Source organism: Paraburkholderia sp. EG286A (genome assembly GCF_040965375.1).
GTDB lineage: Bacteria > Pseudomonadota > Gammaproteobacteria > Burkholderiales > Burkholderiaceae > Paraburkholderia.
The window spans coordinates 1,025,125-1,041,247 of sequence record NZ_JBFRCB010000003.1; the positions used below are offsets into that span (position 1 = coordinate 1,025,125).

Annotated in this window: 22 protein-coding genes, 1 tRNA gene and 1 riboswitch; of the genes, 13 read left to right on the forward strand and 10 right to left on the reverse strand. The window is 65.1% G+C overall.

The window, feature by feature from the left end:
- Positions 1–19 precede the first annotated feature (19 nt).
- On the reverse strand, positions 20–658 hold the full coding sequence (locus AB4Y35_RS17455; protein WP_368687638.1) for a peroxiredoxin: 639 nt from the start codon (positions 656–658) through the stop codon (positions 20–22).
- 359 nt (positions 659–1,017) lie between these two features.
- On the opposite strand from AB4Y35_RS17455, the gene AB4Y35_RS17460 reads away from it, so the two are divergent.
- From AB4Y35_RS17460 to AB4Y35_RS17470, 3 genes are all read left to right on the forward strand, one after another.
- A complete protein-coding gene (locus AB4Y35_RS17460) occupies positions 1,018–1,320 on the forward strand; it encodes a YqjD family protein (RefSeq protein ID WP_007584918.1) in 303 nt (100 codons plus the stop codon).
- Between the two features lie 203 nt (positions 1,321–1,523).
- Positions 1,524–1,910, forward strand: coding sequence for a phage holin family protein (locus AB4Y35_RS17465; protein ID WP_028205315.1), 387 nt, complete (start codon positions 1,524–1,526; stop codon positions 1,908–1,910).
- Between the two features lie 15 nt (positions 1,911–1,925).
- Positions 1,926–2,393 carry a DUF3318 domain-containing protein gene (locus AB4Y35_RS17470; protein WP_368705219.1) on the forward strand — a complete coding sequence of 156 codons (468 nt, stop codon included), beginning with the start codon at positions 1,926–1,928 and terminating at the stop codon, positions 2,391–2,393.
- Positions 2,394–2,422: 29 nt separating this feature from the next.
- On the opposite strand, the gene AB4Y35_RS17475 is transcribed toward AB4Y35_RS17470, so the two are convergent.
- The 7 genes from AB4Y35_RS17475 to glyA form a co-directional block, all read right to left on the reverse strand.
- Positions 2,423–2,854, reverse strand: a complete 432-nt coding sequence (locus AB4Y35_RS17475; protein ID WP_368705220.1) for a type IV pilin protein — start codon at positions 2,852–2,854, stop codon at positions 2,423–2,425.
- A gap of 20 nt (positions 2,855–2,874) precedes the next feature.
- A complete protein-coding gene (locus AB4Y35_RS17480) occupies positions 2,875–3,411 on the reverse strand; it encodes a hypothetical protein (protein WP_368705221.1) in 537 nt (178 codons plus the stop codon).
- On the reverse strand, positions 3,408–4,208 hold the full coding sequence (locus AB4Y35_RS17485) for a PilW family protein (protein ID WP_368705222.1): 801 nt from the start codon (positions 4,206–4,208) through the stop codon (positions 3,408–3,410). The genes AB4Y35_RS17480 and AB4Y35_RS17485 overlap by 4 nt, the downstream gene beginning before the upstream one ends.
- On the reverse strand, positions 4,205–4,633 hold the full coding sequence (locus tag AB4Y35_RS17490) for a hypothetical protein (RefSeq protein ID WP_368705223.1): 429 nt from the start codon (positions 4,631–4,633) through the stop codon (positions 4,205–4,207). Before AB4Y35_RS17490 ends, AB4Y35_RS17485 begins: the two co-directional genes overlap by 4 nt.
- Positions 4,630–5,166, reverse strand: coding sequence for a GspH/FimT family pseudopilin (locus tag AB4Y35_RS17495; protein ID WP_368705224.1), 537 nt, complete (start codon positions 5,164–5,166; stop codon positions 4,630–4,632). Before AB4Y35_RS17495 ends, AB4Y35_RS17490 begins: the two co-directional genes overlap by 4 nt.
- A 157-nt stretch (positions 5,167–5,323) precedes the next feature.
- On the reverse strand, positions 5,324–5,803 hold the full coding sequence (gene nrdR, locus AB4Y35_RS17500) for a transcriptional regulator NrdR (RefSeq protein WP_133182723.1): 480 nt from the start codon (positions 5,801–5,803) through the stop codon (positions 5,324–5,326).
- 15 nt (positions 5,804–5,818) lie between these two features.
- Positions 5,819–7,066, reverse strand: coding sequence for a serine hydroxymethyltransferase (gene glyA, locus AB4Y35_RS17505; RefSeq protein ID WP_028205321.1), 1,248 nt, complete (start codon positions 7,064–7,066; stop codon positions 5,819–5,821).
- 160 nt (positions 7,067–7,226) lie between these two features.
- Positions 7,227–7,364: riboswitch (ZMP/ZTP riboswitch) on the reverse strand.
- Between the two features lie 197 nt (positions 7,365–7,561).
- Between glyA and ydfG the strand changes: the two genes are divergently transcribed.
- The 10 genes from ydfG to AB4Y35_RS17555 all read left to right on the forward strand — a co-directional run bounded on the left by ydfG (position 7,562) and on the right by AB4Y35_RS17555 (position 14,759).
- The gene (gene ydfG / locus AB4Y35_RS17510) at positions 7,562–8,308 is read left to right on the forward strand and encodes a bifunctional NADP-dependent 3-hydroxy acid dehydrogenase/3-hydroxypropionate dehydrogenase YdfG (protein WP_368705225.1); all 747 of its coding nucleotides are present in this window, start codon (positions 7,562–7,564) and stop codon (positions 8,306–8,308) included.
- A 68-nt stretch (positions 8,309–8,376) separates the two neighbouring features.
- On the forward strand, positions 8,377–8,871 hold the full coding sequence (ybgC, locus tag AB4Y35_RS17515) for a tol-pal system-associated acyl-CoA thioesterase (protein ID WP_368705226.1): 495 nt from the start codon (positions 8,377–8,379) through the stop codon (positions 8,869–8,871).
- Between the two features lie 154 nt (positions 8,872–9,025).
- Positions 9,026–9,703, forward strand: coding sequence for a protein TolQ (gene tolQ / locus AB4Y35_RS17520; RefSeq protein ID WP_028205324.1), 678 nt, complete (start codon positions 9,026–9,028; stop codon positions 9,701–9,703).
- 24 nt (positions 9,704–9,727) lie between these two features.
- On the forward strand, positions 9,728–10,174 hold the full coding sequence (gene tolR, locus AB4Y35_RS17525) for a protein TolR (protein WP_324152869.1): 447 nt from the start codon (positions 9,728–9,730) through the stop codon (positions 10,172–10,174).
- On the forward strand, positions 10,171–11,163 hold the full coding sequence (gene tolA, locus AB4Y35_RS17530) for a cell envelope integrity protein TolA (protein WP_368705227.1): 993 nt from the start codon (positions 10,171–10,173) through the stop codon (positions 11,161–11,163). Before tolR ends, tolA begins: the two co-directional genes overlap by 4 nt.
- A gap of 136 nt (positions 11,164–11,299) precedes the next feature.
- Positions 11,300–12,592: a Tol-Pal system beta propeller repeat protein TolB gene (tolB, locus tag AB4Y35_RS17535; protein ID WP_342921148.1), complete on the forward strand. Its 1,293-nt coding sequence runs from the start codon at positions 11,300–11,302 to the stop codon at positions 12,590–12,592.
- An 18-nt stretch (positions 12,593–12,610) separates the two neighbouring features.
- Positions 12,611–13,117: a peptidoglycan-associated lipoprotein Pal gene (gene pal, locus AB4Y35_RS17540; protein WP_042266217.1), complete on the forward strand. Its 507-nt coding sequence runs from the start codon at positions 12,611–12,613 to the stop codon at positions 13,115–13,117.
- A gap of 23 nt (positions 13,118–13,140) precedes the next feature.
- Positions 13,141–13,890: a tol-pal system protein YbgF gene (gene ybgF / locus AB4Y35_RS17545; protein ID WP_266231215.1), complete on the forward strand. Its 750-nt coding sequence runs from the start codon at positions 13,141–13,143 to the stop codon at positions 13,888–13,890.
- 176 nt (positions 13,891–14,066) lie between these two features.
- Positions 14,067–14,142: transfer RNA gene (locus AB4Y35_RS17550), tRNA-Lys, on the forward strand.
- A 161-nt stretch (positions 14,143–14,303) separates the two neighbouring features.
- Positions 14,304–14,759 (forward strand): hypothetical protein, encoded by a 456-nt coding sequence (locus tag AB4Y35_RS17555; RefSeq protein ID WP_368705228.1) that lies wholly within the window; start codon positions 14,304–14,306, stop codon positions 14,757–14,759.
- Positions 14,760–14,864: 105 nt separating this feature from the next.
- Here the strand turns inward: AB4Y35_RS17555 and AB4Y35_RS17560 are convergent, their stop codons facing one another.
- Positions 14,865–15,455, reverse strand: a complete 591-nt coding sequence (locus tag AB4Y35_RS17560; protein ID WP_368687628.1) for a YceI family protein — start codon at positions 15,453–15,455, stop codon at positions 14,865–14,867.
- Between the two features lie 54 nt (positions 15,456–15,509).
- Positions 15,510–16,097: a YceI family protein gene (locus AB4Y35_RS17565; protein ID WP_368705229.1), complete on the reverse strand. Its 588-nt coding sequence runs from the start codon at positions 16,095–16,097 to the stop codon at positions 15,510–15,512.
- Between the last annotated feature and the right edge of the window lie 26 nt (positions 16,098–16,123).

A 16,123-nucleotide genomic window follows, 5' to 3' on the forward strand; every position in this document is an offset into this window, starting at 1 on the left:
CGGAGCTTGGCCCAACGGCTTACTTGTTCGGCTGCGGCGTCATGCGCAGATACGGACGCAGCGCCTTGTAGCCCTTCGGGAACTTCTGCTTGAGGACTTCTTCGTCCTTCAGCGACGGCGCGATCACGACGTCGTCGCCCTGCTTCCAGTTGCCGGGCGTCGCGACCTGGTAGTTGTCGGTGAGCTGCAGCGAGTCGATCACGCGCAGCACTTCGTCGAAGTTGCGGCCCGTACTCGCCGGATAGGTGATGATGAGGCGCACCTTCTTGTTCGGGTCGATCACGAAGAGCGAGCGCACGGTGAGCGTCTCGTTCGCGTTCGGGTGGATCATGTCGTACAGCGTGGACACCTTGCGGTCGCCGTCCGCGAGAATCGGGAAGCCGACGTTCGCGGCCTGCGTCTCGTTGATGTCCTTGATCCATTCGTTGTGCGACTGGGCGCTATCCACCGAAAGCGCGATCGTCTTCACGTTGCGCTTCTCGAATTCGTCCTTGAGTTTGGCGGTCAGGCCAAGCTCGGTCGTGCAGACCGGCGTGAAGTCGGCCGGGTGCGAAAACAGCACGCCCCAGCTATTGCCGAGCCACTCGTGAAACTTGATGCGGCCAATGCTCGAATCCTGCTCGAAGTCGGGTGCGATATCGCCAAGACGTAGACTCATGGTGCGGTTCCTTTGAACGAGGTGAACGGTTTGATCGAAACGGCGCGCGCGGCCCGTTGATCCAGTAGACGTTTACAACACTCAAGCATACAGGCCCTGGCTGCGCCCCGCGAACGAACATCGCCTCACACCGGTATGAGTTTTTGTAATTTTGAACCGGTTGGAGGAAACTTTAGGTGCCGGATCAAATCAATGACTCTCATCTCGCGATTTTTTGTGAGCGGGATCCAGAACCCCGTCCACGCACGCTCGCGGGAACGGATCGTGCGAATTTGCAGGTCGTGGCGGCGCGCCACGCTTGCCAGCGCCCGGATCTTTGTTACGATTCACGCGTGATGTGACACGATGGGAGCCAGTCAATGTCAGAGGTCAACAAGGAGAGGCTGATGTCCGATATCAAAACCGTCCTCGCGGATGCAGAGGACCTGCTCAAGCAGGCTGCGAGCGCTACGGGCGAGCGCGCTTCGGAGTTGCGCGAAACGGCACTCTCGCGTCTGAAGCAGGCAAAAGAGAAGGCCGCCGACGTCCAGGTGGTCGTGGTCGAGAAAGGCAAGAAAGCGGCACGCGCCACCGACGACTATGTCCACGAGCATCCGTGGGCGTCGATCGGGATCGCCGCCGGCGTGGGCGTGCTGGTCGGTTTGCTGATCAACCGCAAATAAAGCGGCTCGCCGCACCACGCGGACGGTCTCCGGGCCGCCCGCGCGGCGCGCTCGACCAGCAGCCGGCGGCGCTTGCCTCACGACTTTTCGCTGACGCGGCCCGCCGCGCCGACTGGTCTCGCCGGGCGATCGAGCCCGCTGTCTTTTCTTGCGTTCTTTCTTGCGCATTGCTCGGGCCTCCGCCTGCGCCACCTGCCATCGCCATGACGACAGACACCCACTCGCAGCGACACGAACACGGGCCGTTGCGCCGACTGCTCGGCTCCGCGTCCGCGATGCTACAGACGCGGCTAGAACTGATCGGCATCGAACTCGCCGAGGAGAAGGACCGCCTCATCGGCGTGCTCTTCCTTGGCCTCGCGGGGATGATGTTCGCGATGCTTGCCCTGATCGCGCTCACGGCGCTCGTTGCCATCGCCTTCTGGGACACGTACCGCTGGGAGGCGCTCGCCGGTCTCACGATCGTCTATGCGATCGCGGCGATTTTCTGCGGCCTGAAGGCGCGCCGCGGGCTGCACACCGCGCCGCTCGTCTTCCAGGCGACGCTCGAGGAATTCGAGAAAGACCGAGACGCCCTGCGCAACCCCTAGCCGCGAGCCGACGCCATGAACCAACCCCGACCGGACACTGCTTTTCGCCCCCGCCGCGGCCGCGCACATGACCTCTCGACGCCGCAGTTGCGCGCGCTGCGCAAGGAACTGCTGCTCGTGCGCGCGAGCGTCGAGCGCGCCGAAATGGCCGAAGCGCTCGTGGACATCCGCGCGACGGTTACGAACTTCAGTTGGCTGCGCTTCGTGGTGCCCGGTTTCGGTCGCTCTGGCGGCGGCGTGGCTTCCGGCCTCGGCAGCCTGCTCAAGGAATATCCGCTGGTCAGTTCGCTCATCTCGCTCATCGTGGCGAAGCCGCTGCGTACGAGCATCGTTTCGGCTGCGCGCCCCGTGATCAAGTGGGGCGGCCTCGCCTTTACGGCGTGGGAAGCGTATCGCGTGTGGCAGCAGGTGCGGCGCCAGCGCGGTACCTCGGCGAACCGGCCTGCCCGCGACAGGTCCGACGAAGACGACCTCACCGGCTAACCGCCGCCCGCACCCGCCCTCCGGGGCGTTCACCGGTCCCTCCAGCACATCTGCGTCGCCGCCGCGACAGCGCCGCCGCCTGCCGCGTGATTGCTGCGCGCGCCGGTTGCATCGAGCACGAAGGCGCCGCACGCATCGCCACGCATCGGTCCCGCTTCCACCGGATCGGCTACGAGGGCGTAGCCGCCGTTGGAATCGTCGGCAGGCATCAGCCGCAAGCGGTAGATGGGCGTTCCGGTTGGCGGAGCCTGGTCGAACCCAGTGGGCAAAAGCGCGATCGACGCGCTCTGCGTGTCGACGAACTGCGCTGCGCGATAGAGCGCGGCCACGGCGTCGATGCGATGTCCCCGCGCGATCTGCGCGCTCCACCCCGGCATCGCGAAGGCGGCGACGATTGCTGCCACCGCCAGCGCAATGACCAGTTCGAGCAGTGTGAACGCGTTGTACCGGTTGCTCTTCACCTTTCCTCCCGTTGGCCTCGTCAAAATGGCCTCGCGACGACGCGACGCCAGTGATGCTCGACGCGCGTCGCGTCACCCTCGGTTTCGATGACCACCTGGTCCTGCAGCCAGCTTTGCGTGTCTTCCGATGCTCCGAACCCTCGCGCCGTGACGAGATACGCGCGAACCAGCGGACGGCTCTCGATGCGCCAGGCTTCGACGATGCATTGCGGCAAGCGCACGGACCCCGGCCACGAGGCAACGGGCGCGGTCGCCTGCCGCTCGAAGCTGTCCCGCCGCCGCCACGCTTGCGGCTCGCCGGATTGCGCGGCCGCCACAGGCACGGCCAGCGAGCCACTCGTCAGCGCGCGAGAGCACAACACGAGCGCGGCGTCGGCAGCATGGAAGGACTGCAGATGATCGGCGACGGCATCCGCGTTGCGCCGCGCGAGCAGCGCGGCCTCGAACCACGCCGCCGAGGTCACGAGCATCATCGCGACGACGAGCAGCACGACCGGGAGCGCCACGCCCCGACGCGCGGCGCGTGTGCGACGCTTCCCGCCCACGCGCGTTCTCATGACGCTCCCGGCACAACGTTGCGCAGCACGATGTGCCGCCAGAACGCCTGTCGCGCACGCCCATCCGCGCCGACGGCCTGCACACCATCGCAATCGACGTGGCGCATGCGCCGCGCAAAGGCCGCCCCGTGCACCAGCACGCACAGATCGATCGCCACGACCGACGCCCACTGATCGCGCGCGAGCGCCGAAGCGTCGACCGCCTGCGCCGCGCCCGCTGTCCAGTAGCGCAGGCGCAAACGCTCGACGCCCTCGACGAGCGGCTGCGGCTTGCCAACGTAGCCGGAGCCCGAGCAGTAAAGCTCGCTCCCGCGAGTCGTCTGGCTCGCCACCTCGGCGTAATAGCGGTTCACGATTTCCACGCTTGCCATGCCAACCCCCTGCCCGAGGCAGTCGGTTACCTGGCCGTTTGCGGTGGGCCACGTCGATGCACTGTCGCCTTGATAGCGCACCGCCAACCCATCGGAGCGGCTCGGCAGCGGCTTGCAGACAAGCGCCACATCGGCGTCGACCGGGCGCCCAGCCGCGCAGCCGAAGATCGCTGGGCCGGCGAGTGGCGAGCGTGCGTCCGCGGCAACAAAGCCGGCCATCTGGATCTGCTCGCCGATCAGCATCAACGCGTTCATGCCGGCCTCGTGGATGTGCGCGGCGTCGTTCGCCTGCGCATAGGCCTGGCGCTGCGTGCGATAAACCGAGAGCGCACCAAGCGTCACCACGAGGCCCAGCGCCACGGCGATCGTCAGTTCGAGCAATGTGTGGCCGGCCTGCCGGCGCACGTGGGCGAAACGCTTGTTCATCGCAGAAACGCCAGCGCGACGCAGGCGCGTCCGGCGGGCGACGTGGCATCGAGACACGGCGCAACCCGCGAAACCGCGGTCGATCCCGACGCTGCGCCGAGCAGTGTCGCCGACCAACTCACGGACGCGATCGATGCGTCGCCGCCCGCGCTCGACAGGGTCAGCCGCCCTTCGGGCACGACGCTCGCCGCCAGCGCCTTCCATCGATCAGTCGCTGCGGGCGTTGCCCCCGCCACGTGCGCCGCTTCGGCCATGGCGTCAGCGGCAAAGGCCGCGCGCTCGCGCGCCGCTGCCAGTTGCGCGTGCCGGACCAGCCCAAGCTGCGTGCTCATCAGGCCGAGCCCGCACATCGCCATGACGCCGAGCGCAATGGCGACTTCCAGCAGCGTCGACCCGCGCGCGCCGCGCTCGCTCACGCGGCTCATGGCGCCCCCGTGCATGCGCCGTCGCTGATGCGTGCCCGGCCTCCCTGCGCGATGCGTATGCAGCGCCGCCAGCCCGCGCCGCGTTGTGCCGCCGACGGCGCCCGCGGGGCGATCTCGAAGTTGCGCAAACTGCCGATGGTCTGCCCCGCCGGCGGCGAAAACGTGATGGCAGCGAGCCCCGACGCCACGGAAATCGCGTCGAGCGCCGGCTGGATGCGCAACGGGATAGACGCTCCGGCGCGCTCGATCATGACGGCCCAGCCGCAGGACCAGTCGGCAATACCGGACGGACACGCTTTGGCCGCCTCGAGGCAGGTGTGCGCGGCGTCGACGCGGCAAACGGTAACGCGCGACTTGCGCCGTATGGCCTCGTTGCGTGCGTAGGCAAGCGTGCCGAGCAGGGCATTGGCGCGCGCGTCGACCTGATCGCGTACGCGCCACGCGGTGAATACGGGCGTGGAAACCGTTGCGCAGACCGCCAGCAGGATGATGACGACCATCGTCTCAACGAGCGTGAATCCTCCGGACTTCATGAGCAATCCTTAGTTCGAGCGGATTGCCATCAATCTACGGACGAAAGCGAAACGAAACAATTAGCCGAACGGCTAGCTGGTGCGCGCAGCGTCGGCTCGCGAGAATGCAAGCGTTACGACCGCGGCCTGGCGGGGAGGAAGAAAAATGCGAATGCGCTCAGCGCTTTTTCGCGGGGTTGTTGGCACCCGCGCGGCGGAATTCCTCGATCACGTCTTCGAATTCGGAGACGTCCTCGAAGCGTCGGTACACCGAAGCAAACCGTACGAACGCGACCTTGTCGAGTTCGCGCAATTCGCCCATGACGAGCTCGCCAAGGCGCTCGCTGCGCACTTCGCGCTCGCCGCTGCCGAGCAATTGATACTCGATACGGGCAACCGCCGCGTCGATCGCATCGGCCGCAACCGGGCGCTTGCGCAGCGCCAGTTGCATGCTCGCCATGATCTTGCGGCGGTCGAATTCCGTGCGGCTGCCATCCTTCTTGACGATCGAAGGCATCGCCAGCTCGACCCGCTCGTACGTCGTGAAACGCTTGTCGCAGGCCGGGCAGCGGCGGCGGCGCCGGATCGCGGCGCCGTCTTCGGACACGCGCGAGTCGACGACCTGCGTGTCTTCGTGCCGGCAAAAGGGGCAGCGCATGGGTTATCGCGTGGCTTAGCGGTAAACCGGGAAACGCTTCGTCAGCTCGGCGACCTGCGCCTTCACGCGCTCGATCGTCGCGGCGTCTTCCGGATTGTCGAGCACGTCGGCAATCAGGTTGCCCACCTGCTCGGCTTCCTTCACGCCAAAGCCGCGCGTCGTCATGGCCGGCGAACCGAGACGGATACCGCTCGTCACGAACGGCTTTTCCGGGTCGTTCGGGATCGCGTTCTTGTTGACCGTGATGTGCGCGGTGCCGAGCACGGCTTCCGCCGCCTTGCCGGTGATGTTCTTGGCGCGCAGGTCCACCAGCATCACGTGGCTTTCCGTGCGGCCCGAGACGATGCGCAGACCGCGCTTGACCAGCGTTTCCGCCAGCACGCGCGCGTTGTCGACCACTTGCTGCTGGTAGGTCTTGAATTCCGGCGAGAGCGCTTCCTTGAACGCCACAGCCTTGCCGGCAATGACGTGCATGAGCGGACCGCCCTGGATGCCCGGGAAGATGGCCGAGTTGATCTGCTTTTCGAACTCCGCCTTCATCAGGATCACGCCGCCGCGCGGGCCGCGCAGGCTCTTGTGCGTGGTCGTGGTGACGAAGTCGGCGTGCGGCACCGGGTTCGGGTAGACGCCCGCGGCGATCAGGCCCGCGTAGTGCGCCATGTCGACCATGAAGTACGCGCCGACCGCTTTGGCAACCTTGGCGATGCGCTCGAAGTCGATACGCAGCGCGAATGCCGACGCACCGGCGATGATCAGCTTCGGCTTGGTTTCGTGCGCGCGCTTTTCGAGCGCTTCGTAGTCGATGTCTTCCTTGGCGTCGAGGCCGTAGCTCACGACGTTGAACCACTTGCCGCTCATGTTCAGCGCCATGCCGTGCGTGAGGTGACCGCCCTCGGCGAGGCTCATGCCCATGATGGTGTCGCCCGGCTTGAGCACGGCGAAGAACACGCCCTGGTTGGCCTGCGAGCCCGAGTTCGGCTGAACGTTCGCGGCTTCGGCGCCGAACAGCTGCTTCACGCGGTCGATCGCGAGCTGCTCGACGATATCCACGTTTTCGCAGCCGCCGTAATAGCGCTTACCGGGGTAGCCTTCGGCGTACTTGTTGGTGAGCTGCGAACCCTGAGCGGCCATGACCGCGGGCGAGGTGTAGTTTTCCGACGCGATGAGCTCGATGTGCTCTTCCTGGCGGCGGTTCTCGAGTTCGATCGCCTTGAAGAGTTCGGGATCGACGTTGGCGATGGTGCTTTCGGCTCTGTCAAACATACGGATTCCGTTAAGTGTGTTCAGGTTGACCGGGTCTCGCGCGGAACGCGTAGCGGGTACGCGGCGCTGCTGGCGAAGAGGCCAGCCTTGACGTGGCGAAAGGGGGTGCCGCACACGCGAGGCAGGACAGCCTCCGCAGCGCAAACGAAAGCGCGCGAAATCAGGCTGCCCAGGCGAACGGCAAAACGGCACCCTGCGCTTCACGGTGGGTCGTTCCACCTTGGGTCCCCAATAACGGGCGCATGGCTACCGCCAATGCCGCCGTTCCGGAACCCTATCGCCAGTCACGCAGGGATTGAGCGCGTTAGTTTATTGGAACGGCAGGGAATAGGCAACCGCCCGCCCCCAGTGCGCCCGGGCGCCCCGCGGCCGGTGGCGCGCCGGGCGGCGCCCGCGGTCATGCGGCCTGCGCGCGTACTGTCCCTTTCTTGCCGCAATGCGGCATTGCAAGTAGGCTCTCCCCTTTTCTCGCCTTCTACCGACTAGAGAGCCACCATGATCGTTTTCGTCACCGGCGCGTCCGCAGGATTCGGCGCCGCCATCGCCCGCGCCTTCGTGAAGGGCGGACATCGCGTCGTCGCCACCGCTCGCCGCAAGGACCGCCTCGACGCCCTCGCCGCCGAACTCGGCGACGCCCTCCTGCCCATCGAGCTCGACGTGCGCGACCGCGCAGCGGTCGAAGCCGCGCCCGGCGCGCTGCCGCCCGGGTTCGCCGGCATCGACGTGCTGGTCAACAATGCCGGCCTCGCGCTCGGCGTGGAGCCGGCGCAGAAGGCCGACCTCGACGAGTGGGAAACCATGATCGACACCAACTGCACGGGCCTCGTGCAGGTCACTCACGCGTTTTTGCCCGGCATGGTCGAGCGCAACCGCGGCCATATTTTCAACCTCGGTTCGGTGGCGGGCCGCTGGCCGTATGCAGGCGGCAACGTCTATGGCGCGACCAAGGCGTTCGTGCGCCAGTTCAGCCTGAACCTGCGCGCAGACCTCGCGGGCACGGCACTGCGCGTGACCGACATCGAGCCTGGCCTGTGCGGCGGCACCGAGTTCTCGAACGTGCGTTTTCGCGGCGACGACACCCGGGCGGCCGGCGTCTACAAGGACGTGCAGCCGCTCACGGCCGAGGACATCGCCGATTCGATCTACTGGATTGCCACGCGCCCCGCGCACGTCAACATCAACACGATCGAACTGATGCCCGTGGCCCAGACGTTCGCCGGCACCAGTGTCCACCGCGGCTAAAATTACCTTACAAATTTAATACTTACGTCAGTCGTACGAAAGACGTAGGGGCCTCGCGTTCCGGTAGAATGCGCGGCATGGAAAATTCCACCAGCAAGCCGGACGCGGCGTCGTCACCGGCCGGGCGCGGCTTTACGTGGCCGGTGCGCGTCTACTACGAGGACACCGACGCCGGTGGCATCGTGTTTTACGCGAATTACCTGAAGTTCTTCGAACGCGCGCGCACCGAATGGCTGCGCGCGTGCGGCGTCGATCAGCGTCGGCTCGCCGAGGAAACGGGCGTGCTCTTCGTCGTGCGCAGCACCGCGCTCGACTACCGTTCGCCCGCGCGCCTCGACGACGTCGTCACCACCGTAAGCCGCGTCGAGAAGCTGGGCCGCGCCTCGGTCGACTTCATGCAGGAAGCGTGGCACGAGAACACGCTGCTCGCCACGGGCACCATTCGTGTCGCCTGCGTCGACAGCACGGCCATGAGGCCCGCACCCATTCCGGCCCCCGTTCATGAAGCCTTGCAACGTGGACCCCAGAAAGACCTGTACGCCGTGTCAACGGCAGTGCAGTAATTACCGTTGATACGACGCCAGTGAACTCGCGCCGGTCAATGCAGGACCAAGCAGGGTTCGGCCGCGACGGCGCGAGAGCTTCCCAACCGCCTACAGGAAGCCTTGCGTTGTCTTGCAGCCGCTCGCCCCTTTCGGGACGTCACAACGAACCTATATGAACACTACACAAGATCTGTCGATCATTTCTCTCGTTCTTAATGCGAGCATACTGGCACAGGCGGTGATGGGGCTTCTTCTGCTCATGTCGCTGATTTCCTGGACTTTCATCTTCCGCAAGTGGTTTGCGATCCGCCGGGCGCGCTCCCAGACAGAGCGCTTCGAGCGCGACTTCTGGTCAGGCGGCGACCTGCAGGCGCTCTACCAGAGCGCAGCCAACAACCGTCACACGATCGGCGCGCTCGAGCGTATCTTTGAGTCGGGCATGCGCGAATTCCTGAAGGCGAAAGAGAAGCGCCTGAACGATCCGAGCCTCGTGCTCGACGGCGCCCGCCGCGCGATGCGCGCCGCCTTCCAGCGCGAAATGGACGCGCTCGAGGCGAACCTCTCGTTCCTCGCTTCGGTCGGCTCGGTGAGCCCGTACATCGGTCTTTTCGGCACGGTCTGGGGGATCATGAACGCGTTCCGCGGTCTCGCGAACGTGCAGCAGGCCACGCTCGCGAACGTCGCGCCCGGCATCGCCGAAGCGCTGACGGCGACCGCGATCGGTCTGTTCGCCGCCATTCCGGCGGTGGTCGCGTACAACAGCTACGCGCACGACATCGACCGTCTGGCGATCCGCTTCGAAACCTTCATCGAAGAGTTTTCGAACATCCTGCAGCGTCAGGCCCACTAATCTTCACGAAGCAAGGAGTCGAAGATGGGAGGCTCAGTCCGTTCGAGCATGCGAGGCAGCCGCTCGCGCCGTGCGATGGCCGACATCAACGTCGTGCCGTACATCGACGTGATGCTGGTGTTGCTCGTGATCTTCATGGTGACCGCGCCGCTCGTGGCGCCGTCCATCGTCAACCTGCCGACCGTCGGCGGCGCGTCGCAGCAGCAGCAGGTGCCGCCCGTCGTGGTCAATATTCGCCCCGACGGCAATCTGAGCGTACGCTACAAGGATGACTCCGGCGCCACTCAGCAGCAGACCATGTCGCGCGCCGATCTCAACGGCTTCGTCGCCGATCGCGAGCAGAGCCATCCCGACCAGCCCGTCGTGATCGCCGCCGACAAGTCCGTCAAATACGAGACGGTGATGAACGTGATGTCCGACCTGAAGTCGCATGGCGTCAAACGTGTCGGACTGCTCGTCAAATCGCAATGATCCGCAAGAACGATTCGTATCCGCTGCAGCCTCCGCGAGAGCGTGGCACGGGACGTGCTATCGCCCTCGCGGTGCTCATGCACGTGCTGCTCGGTCTGTTCCTCTATCACGGCATCCACTGGCAGAACAGCACGCCGGCGGGTGAAGAGGCGGAACTGTGGACCGAGGTGCCGGACCTGTCGACACCGAAGCCGCTGCCGCCGCCCGCGCCGGTCGCCCCTGCCCCGCCGCAAACCGAGGAAGCCGACATTGCGCTGCAACAGCAAAAGCGTAAGCAGCAGGAAGCGCAGCGCGAGGCGCAACTGGCCGAGCAGCAGCGTCTGAAAGCCCAGCAGGAAGCCGAAGCGAAGCGTCAGCAGCTCGCGGCCCAGCAGGCTGCGCAGCTCGCCGCGCAGCAGAAGGCGGAAAAGCTCAAGCAGCAGCAGGAACAGCAGCAGGCCGCGGCGGAGAAGCAAAAGCAGCAGCAACAGCAGCAGGACGCGCTCAAGAAGCAGCAGCAGGAAGAAGAGCAGCAGAAGCAGGCGAAGCTCGACGCGCAGAAGAAGGCCGATGCCGAGAAGGCGGCCAAGGCGAAGGCGCAAGCTGACGCCCAGACGAAGAAGCTCGACGCGGAACGCCGCGCCCGCATCGCGCAGATGCAAGGCTCGATGGGCGGCGGCGAAGGCACGAGCGGCAATGGTCTTGCGAAGAGCGGCACGGGCAGCGGCTCGGGCGGCAACGCGACGTCGCCGGGCTACGCCGACAAGGTGCGCCGCCGCGTGCGTCCGAACATCGTGTGGTCGGGCGAAACGTCGGGTCTCGAGACGGAGATCGCGGTGCGTTGCTCGCCGACCGGCACGCTGCTTTCGGCAACGATCTCGCGCAGCAGCGGCAACTCGTCGTGGGACGACGCCGCGTTGCGGGCGGTCCAGCGCTCGGATCCGATGCCGGTCGATACCGACGGCAAGGCGCCTTCGAGCTTCAAGATCACCTTGCGCCCGGCAGGTTAATGGCGAGCGCAAGGCGCAGAAAGGTTGAGGAAAGCCGCCGCGCAACAGTGGCTAAAAAGGAACGATTCGAACGTTTTCGGGTCAGTCTGCTGTTGCGCGTTATGACAAAATTGCTTTTTTCAGGAAATATCACAGCATGACATTGATGACGAAGCTTGGCCTGCGAACCCTCGTCGCGTCCTGCCTGATCACGGCGGGCGGAGCGGCGAACGCACAACTCAACGTCCTCGTCACCGGCGTGGGCTCTACCCAGTTCCCCATCGCCACGGCTAACTTTGCCGGTGAAGCGAATTCGCCCGAGCAGGTCGCGGCCATCGTCCGCGCCGACCTGCAACGCAGCGGGAAATTCACCAATATCGACGCCGGCAGCGCACCGATCTCGGAAAACGACTCCGTCGACCTCGGCAGCTGGAAGGCCAAGGGCGCCAATGCGTTCGTTGCGGGCAGCGTGAACAAGCTCGCCAACGGCCAGTACGAAGTGCGTTTCAAGCTCTACGACACCGTGAAGGGCGAAAGCCTCGGCGGCCTCGTGCTCACGAGCCCGGCAAGCGGCCTGCGCATGAGCGCGCACAAGGTTGCCGACTACATCTATCAGAAGCTGCTCGGCGATCGCGGCGTGTTCGCCACGCGTCTTTCATACGTGATCAAGACGGGTGGCCGCTTCCAGTTGCAGGTTTCGGACTCCGATGGACAAGACGCGCACATCGCGCTGTCGAGCCCCGAGCCGATCATCTCGCCGTCCTGGTCGCCCGACGGCACCAAGGTCGCTTACGTATCTTTCGAAAAGAAGAAGCCGATCGTCTACGTGCATGACCTGCCGACGGGTCGCCGCGTGATCATTTCGGACCAGAAGGGCAACAATTCGGCGCCGGCCTGGTCTCCCGACGGCCGCACGCTCGCGGTAGCACTGTCGCGCACGGGCAACACGCAGATCTTCGCCGTCAATGCCGACGGCTCCGGCCTGCACCGCCTCACGCAAGGCACGACGATCGACACCGAACCCAACTACTCTCCTGACGGACGCTGGATTTATTTCACGAGCGACCGCGGCGGCCAGCCTCAGATTTACAAGATGCCGGCCCAGGGCGAAAGCGCCGGAGCGGCACAGCGTGTGACGTTCACGGGCAACTACAACACGAGCCCGAAGGTCAGCCCGGACGGTAAGCAACTGGCGTACATCTCACGCACGGGCGGCGGATTTAAGCTGTACATTCAAGATCTGCAGTCCGGTGTCGCCACGGCGCTCACCGACACGACACATGACGAATCGCCCAGCTTCGCGGCGAACGGTCAGTACATTCTTTACGCCACACAGGTGAACGGCCGTGGCGTGCTGGCCGCAGTATCGACCGACGGTCGTACGCGGCAAATCCTGTCCGTTCAGGGCGGCAGCGTACGCGAGCCGTCCTGGGGTCCCTTTATGCAATAACACTTCAGGAGAGAAAAAATGATGTCGAAGAAAGTACGCCTGGCCTTGGCCGTATTGATGATCGGTGCACTGGCAGCGTGTAAGTCGGGTGTCAAGGAAACGAACCCGAACGCCGGTGCGATGAACACCCAGCCGAACCCGAACGCGGTCGCCCAGGTGAACGTCGATGAGCTGAACAACCCGAACAGCCCGCTCGCCAAGCGCAGCGTGTACTTCGATTTCGACAGCTACGCCGTCAAGGACGACTACCAGTCGCTGCTGCAAGCTCACGCACAGTACCTCAAGACGCACCCGGAACGTCACGTCCTGATCCAGGGCAACACCGACGAGCGCGGCACGAGCGAATACAACCTGGCGCTGGGTCAAAAGCGTGCTGAAGCGGTCCGTCGCGCCCTCTCGCTGATGGGCGTGCCCGATTCGCAAATGGAAGCTGTCAGCCTCGGTAAGGAAAAGCCGGTCGCAACGGGCCACGACGAAGCATCGTGGGCGCAGAACCGCCGTGCTGACCTCGTGTATCAACAGTAATTGAGCATTGGATGAAGGGGCGTATGTCGCACCGTTTCTCCCCGCTGCGCGCAGCCGCAGCCGCCTGCGTGGCTGGCGTCGCCTTTGCGGCGCTGCCGGCCCACGCGGGTATCTTCGATGACGATCAGGCGCGCCAGGCGATTCTCGACCTGCGCGCGAAAACGGACAGCCTGTCCAGCCAGCTGTCCGCCGCTCAACGCACGATCCTCGACCAGTCCAACCACCTCGACCAGCTCAACCAGCAGGTCGCGACGTTGCGCGGACAGAACGAGGATATGGCGAACCAGTTGGCGACCCTGCAGAAGCAACAGAAGGACTACTACACGGATCTCGACACGCGACTCAAGAAGTTCGAGCCGCAGCAGGAGACCGTGGACGGCATGCAAGGCACGGTTCAGCCGGGCGAGATGGACGCGTTCAACGCCGCTTCGCAGCAGTTCCGCAACGGCGACTTCAAGAACGCGGCGGCATCGTTCCGCAGCTTCATCGCGAAGTTCCCGCAGAGTCCTTACCAGCCGACCGCGCAGTACTGGCTCGGCAACGCGCTCTATGCGCTGAAGGACTACAAGGGGTCGACCGCGACGTGGCAGAACGTCGTCAATAAATACCCGCAGCATCCGCGCGCCCCAGAGGCGCTGCTGGCCATCGCGAACAACCAGATCGAGCAGGGGCAAAAGGCTGCGGCCAAACGCACGCTCGAGCAGGTCGTTTCGCAGTACGGCAATTCGGATGTCGCCCAGACGGCGCAGAGCAAGCTTGCACAGCTCAAATAAGCGCTGCTGGCTGGTTTTGGCGTGACGTGGCGCTGGTGTAATGCCAAAGCCGCGAAATGCGCCTCTCGCATACAGGGAAGGCCCGGGGCACGGCGTGCTCCGGGCGCTTCCATCGGTTTTATGACGGCAAAGGTTGACGTGTTGACCCGGCGCCGCTATAATCCCGCTTCTCTTTTGGGTCGTTAGCTCAGCTGGTAGAGCAGCGGACTTTTAATCCGTTGGTCACAGGTTCGAATCCCGTACGGCCTACCAAAGCATCAAACAGAAAGCCCAGTCTCCGGACTGGGCTTTTTGCCTTGCAGCGTACGGCGCAAGCTCAAGCGGTTTGAGTGACTCGGCGCGCGAGCATGCGCCCAGCATGTATACTCCCTGCTCCCCCGCCGTCCCGTCCCCGCTGCACAGGCCACGTCATCATGAAGTTCACGACCCTTGCCTGCGCCCTGCTCGCGCTATTCTGGCTCAGTCTGCGCGTTCAGGCGCAAATCCAGCCGCAACCCGAAGACTACGCATACCTGCGCCGCATTCGCGTGCCGGACGCCGTCGTCAATTGCGTCGCCGCGCTCGACCAGTGGGTGCACAAGGCGCAGCGCTACGATTCGCTGCTCGTGCCCGATCGGCGCGCGCTCTCGGCGACGATCGAGCAGCCAGTGCCCGCCAATGCCACGCCCGCGCCCGCCGCGAGCGACACGCTCACGCCGGTCCCGTCCATCGACACGCTGATCCATCTGCGCGCCTTCGCCAAGGTCCGCGGCAAGTACGCCTGGGTGCCCGTGAAGGCCACCTGCGGCATCTGGCATTCGCATGTCGTCGATGTCGTCGATGTCGCGCTGTCGCCGCGCAGCACGCACGCAACCTCGCCGATCCAGTGACGACACTTCGTCGTCCTTATCGCTGCCCGCAACAAAAAAAGCCCGCGCGCCTGACAGCGCACGGGCTTCGCATCGAGCGACGCGCGGTCCATGCCGCGCGCAAACTCAGTCTGCCTTGACGCCTTCCACCTGGATCTGCAGCGTCGTCGCCGTCTTGAAGCCATACGACTGGCCCCAGTTCACGCCGTAGTCCGCGCGGTCGAATTGCGCCGACGCGTCCGCGCCGCACACCTCACGCTTGAGCATCGGGTTCTGGAAGCACTTGAACGAGTCGATCTTCAGGTTCAGCGGCTTCGTCACGCCATGCAGCGTGAACGTGCCGATCACTTCCACGGGCTTGTCGCCGTCGAAGCGGATCGACGTGCCCTTGTAGGTGGCCGTCGGGTACTTCGCGGTGTCGAGGAATTCGGCCGAGCTCACGTGCTTGTCGAGCTTCGCGTTGCCGGTATCGATCGACGCTGCGTCGATCGTCACGTCCACCGTGCCCGTCTTCGCCTCGCGGTCGAGCGTGACCGTGCCCGAGCTCTTCGTGAACTTGCCGCGCCACACCGAGACGCCGCCGAAGTGATCGGCTTCGAAGCTCGGATACGTGTGCATCGGATCGAGGTTGTAGGTCGTGGCGGCTGCCAGCGCCGGCGTGGCGACGAAGGCGGCGAGCGAGGCGGCAACGGCCGCGGCGAAAATCGTGGTCTTCATGAATCGATTCCTGGTGCGGGAGAAACGGGGTGAAAAAGCGCTGCCGTACGCGCGTCAGTGCGCGGCGGACACGATGTGAAACTTGATCTGCACGTCGTCGGCGACGATCGAGGTGTCCTTCCACTCGCCCGAACCGATGCCGTACGCGAGGCGCTTGATAGGCAGCGCGCCGTCGAACACCTGGGTGGCGCCGTCCTTGCGGTACTGCACCGGCACGACGACGTCGGTCGTCTTGCCCTTGATGGTCAGCTTGCCAGCCACCGTGAACGCGCCGTTCGCGCCGGCTTTGATCTGCGTGGAGACGAAGGTCGCGTGCGGGAAGTGCGAGGCGTCGAACCACTCGTCGCCGGCGACTTCCTTGTTGTATTCCGGCGCGCCGAGGTCGAAGCTCGCCACCTCGACGTCGAGCTTCGCGCTCGATGCCGCGACGTTCGCCGGATCGAAGCGCACGTCGGCGGTGAAGTGATTGAAGCGGCCTTCGACCGGCACGTTCATCTGCTTGAACACGGCGCTCACGGAGTTCTTCGCGGCTTCAGCAGCAGCGTTGGCGTTGGTGGCGAAGGTCGTGGCAAACGCCGCGCCGGCGGCGAGCGCCGCGCCGAGCGCGACGACGGAGGCGGAATGGGCAAGACGCTGGATCATGGGCAGTCGGTCCAAGGTGGGAGGCA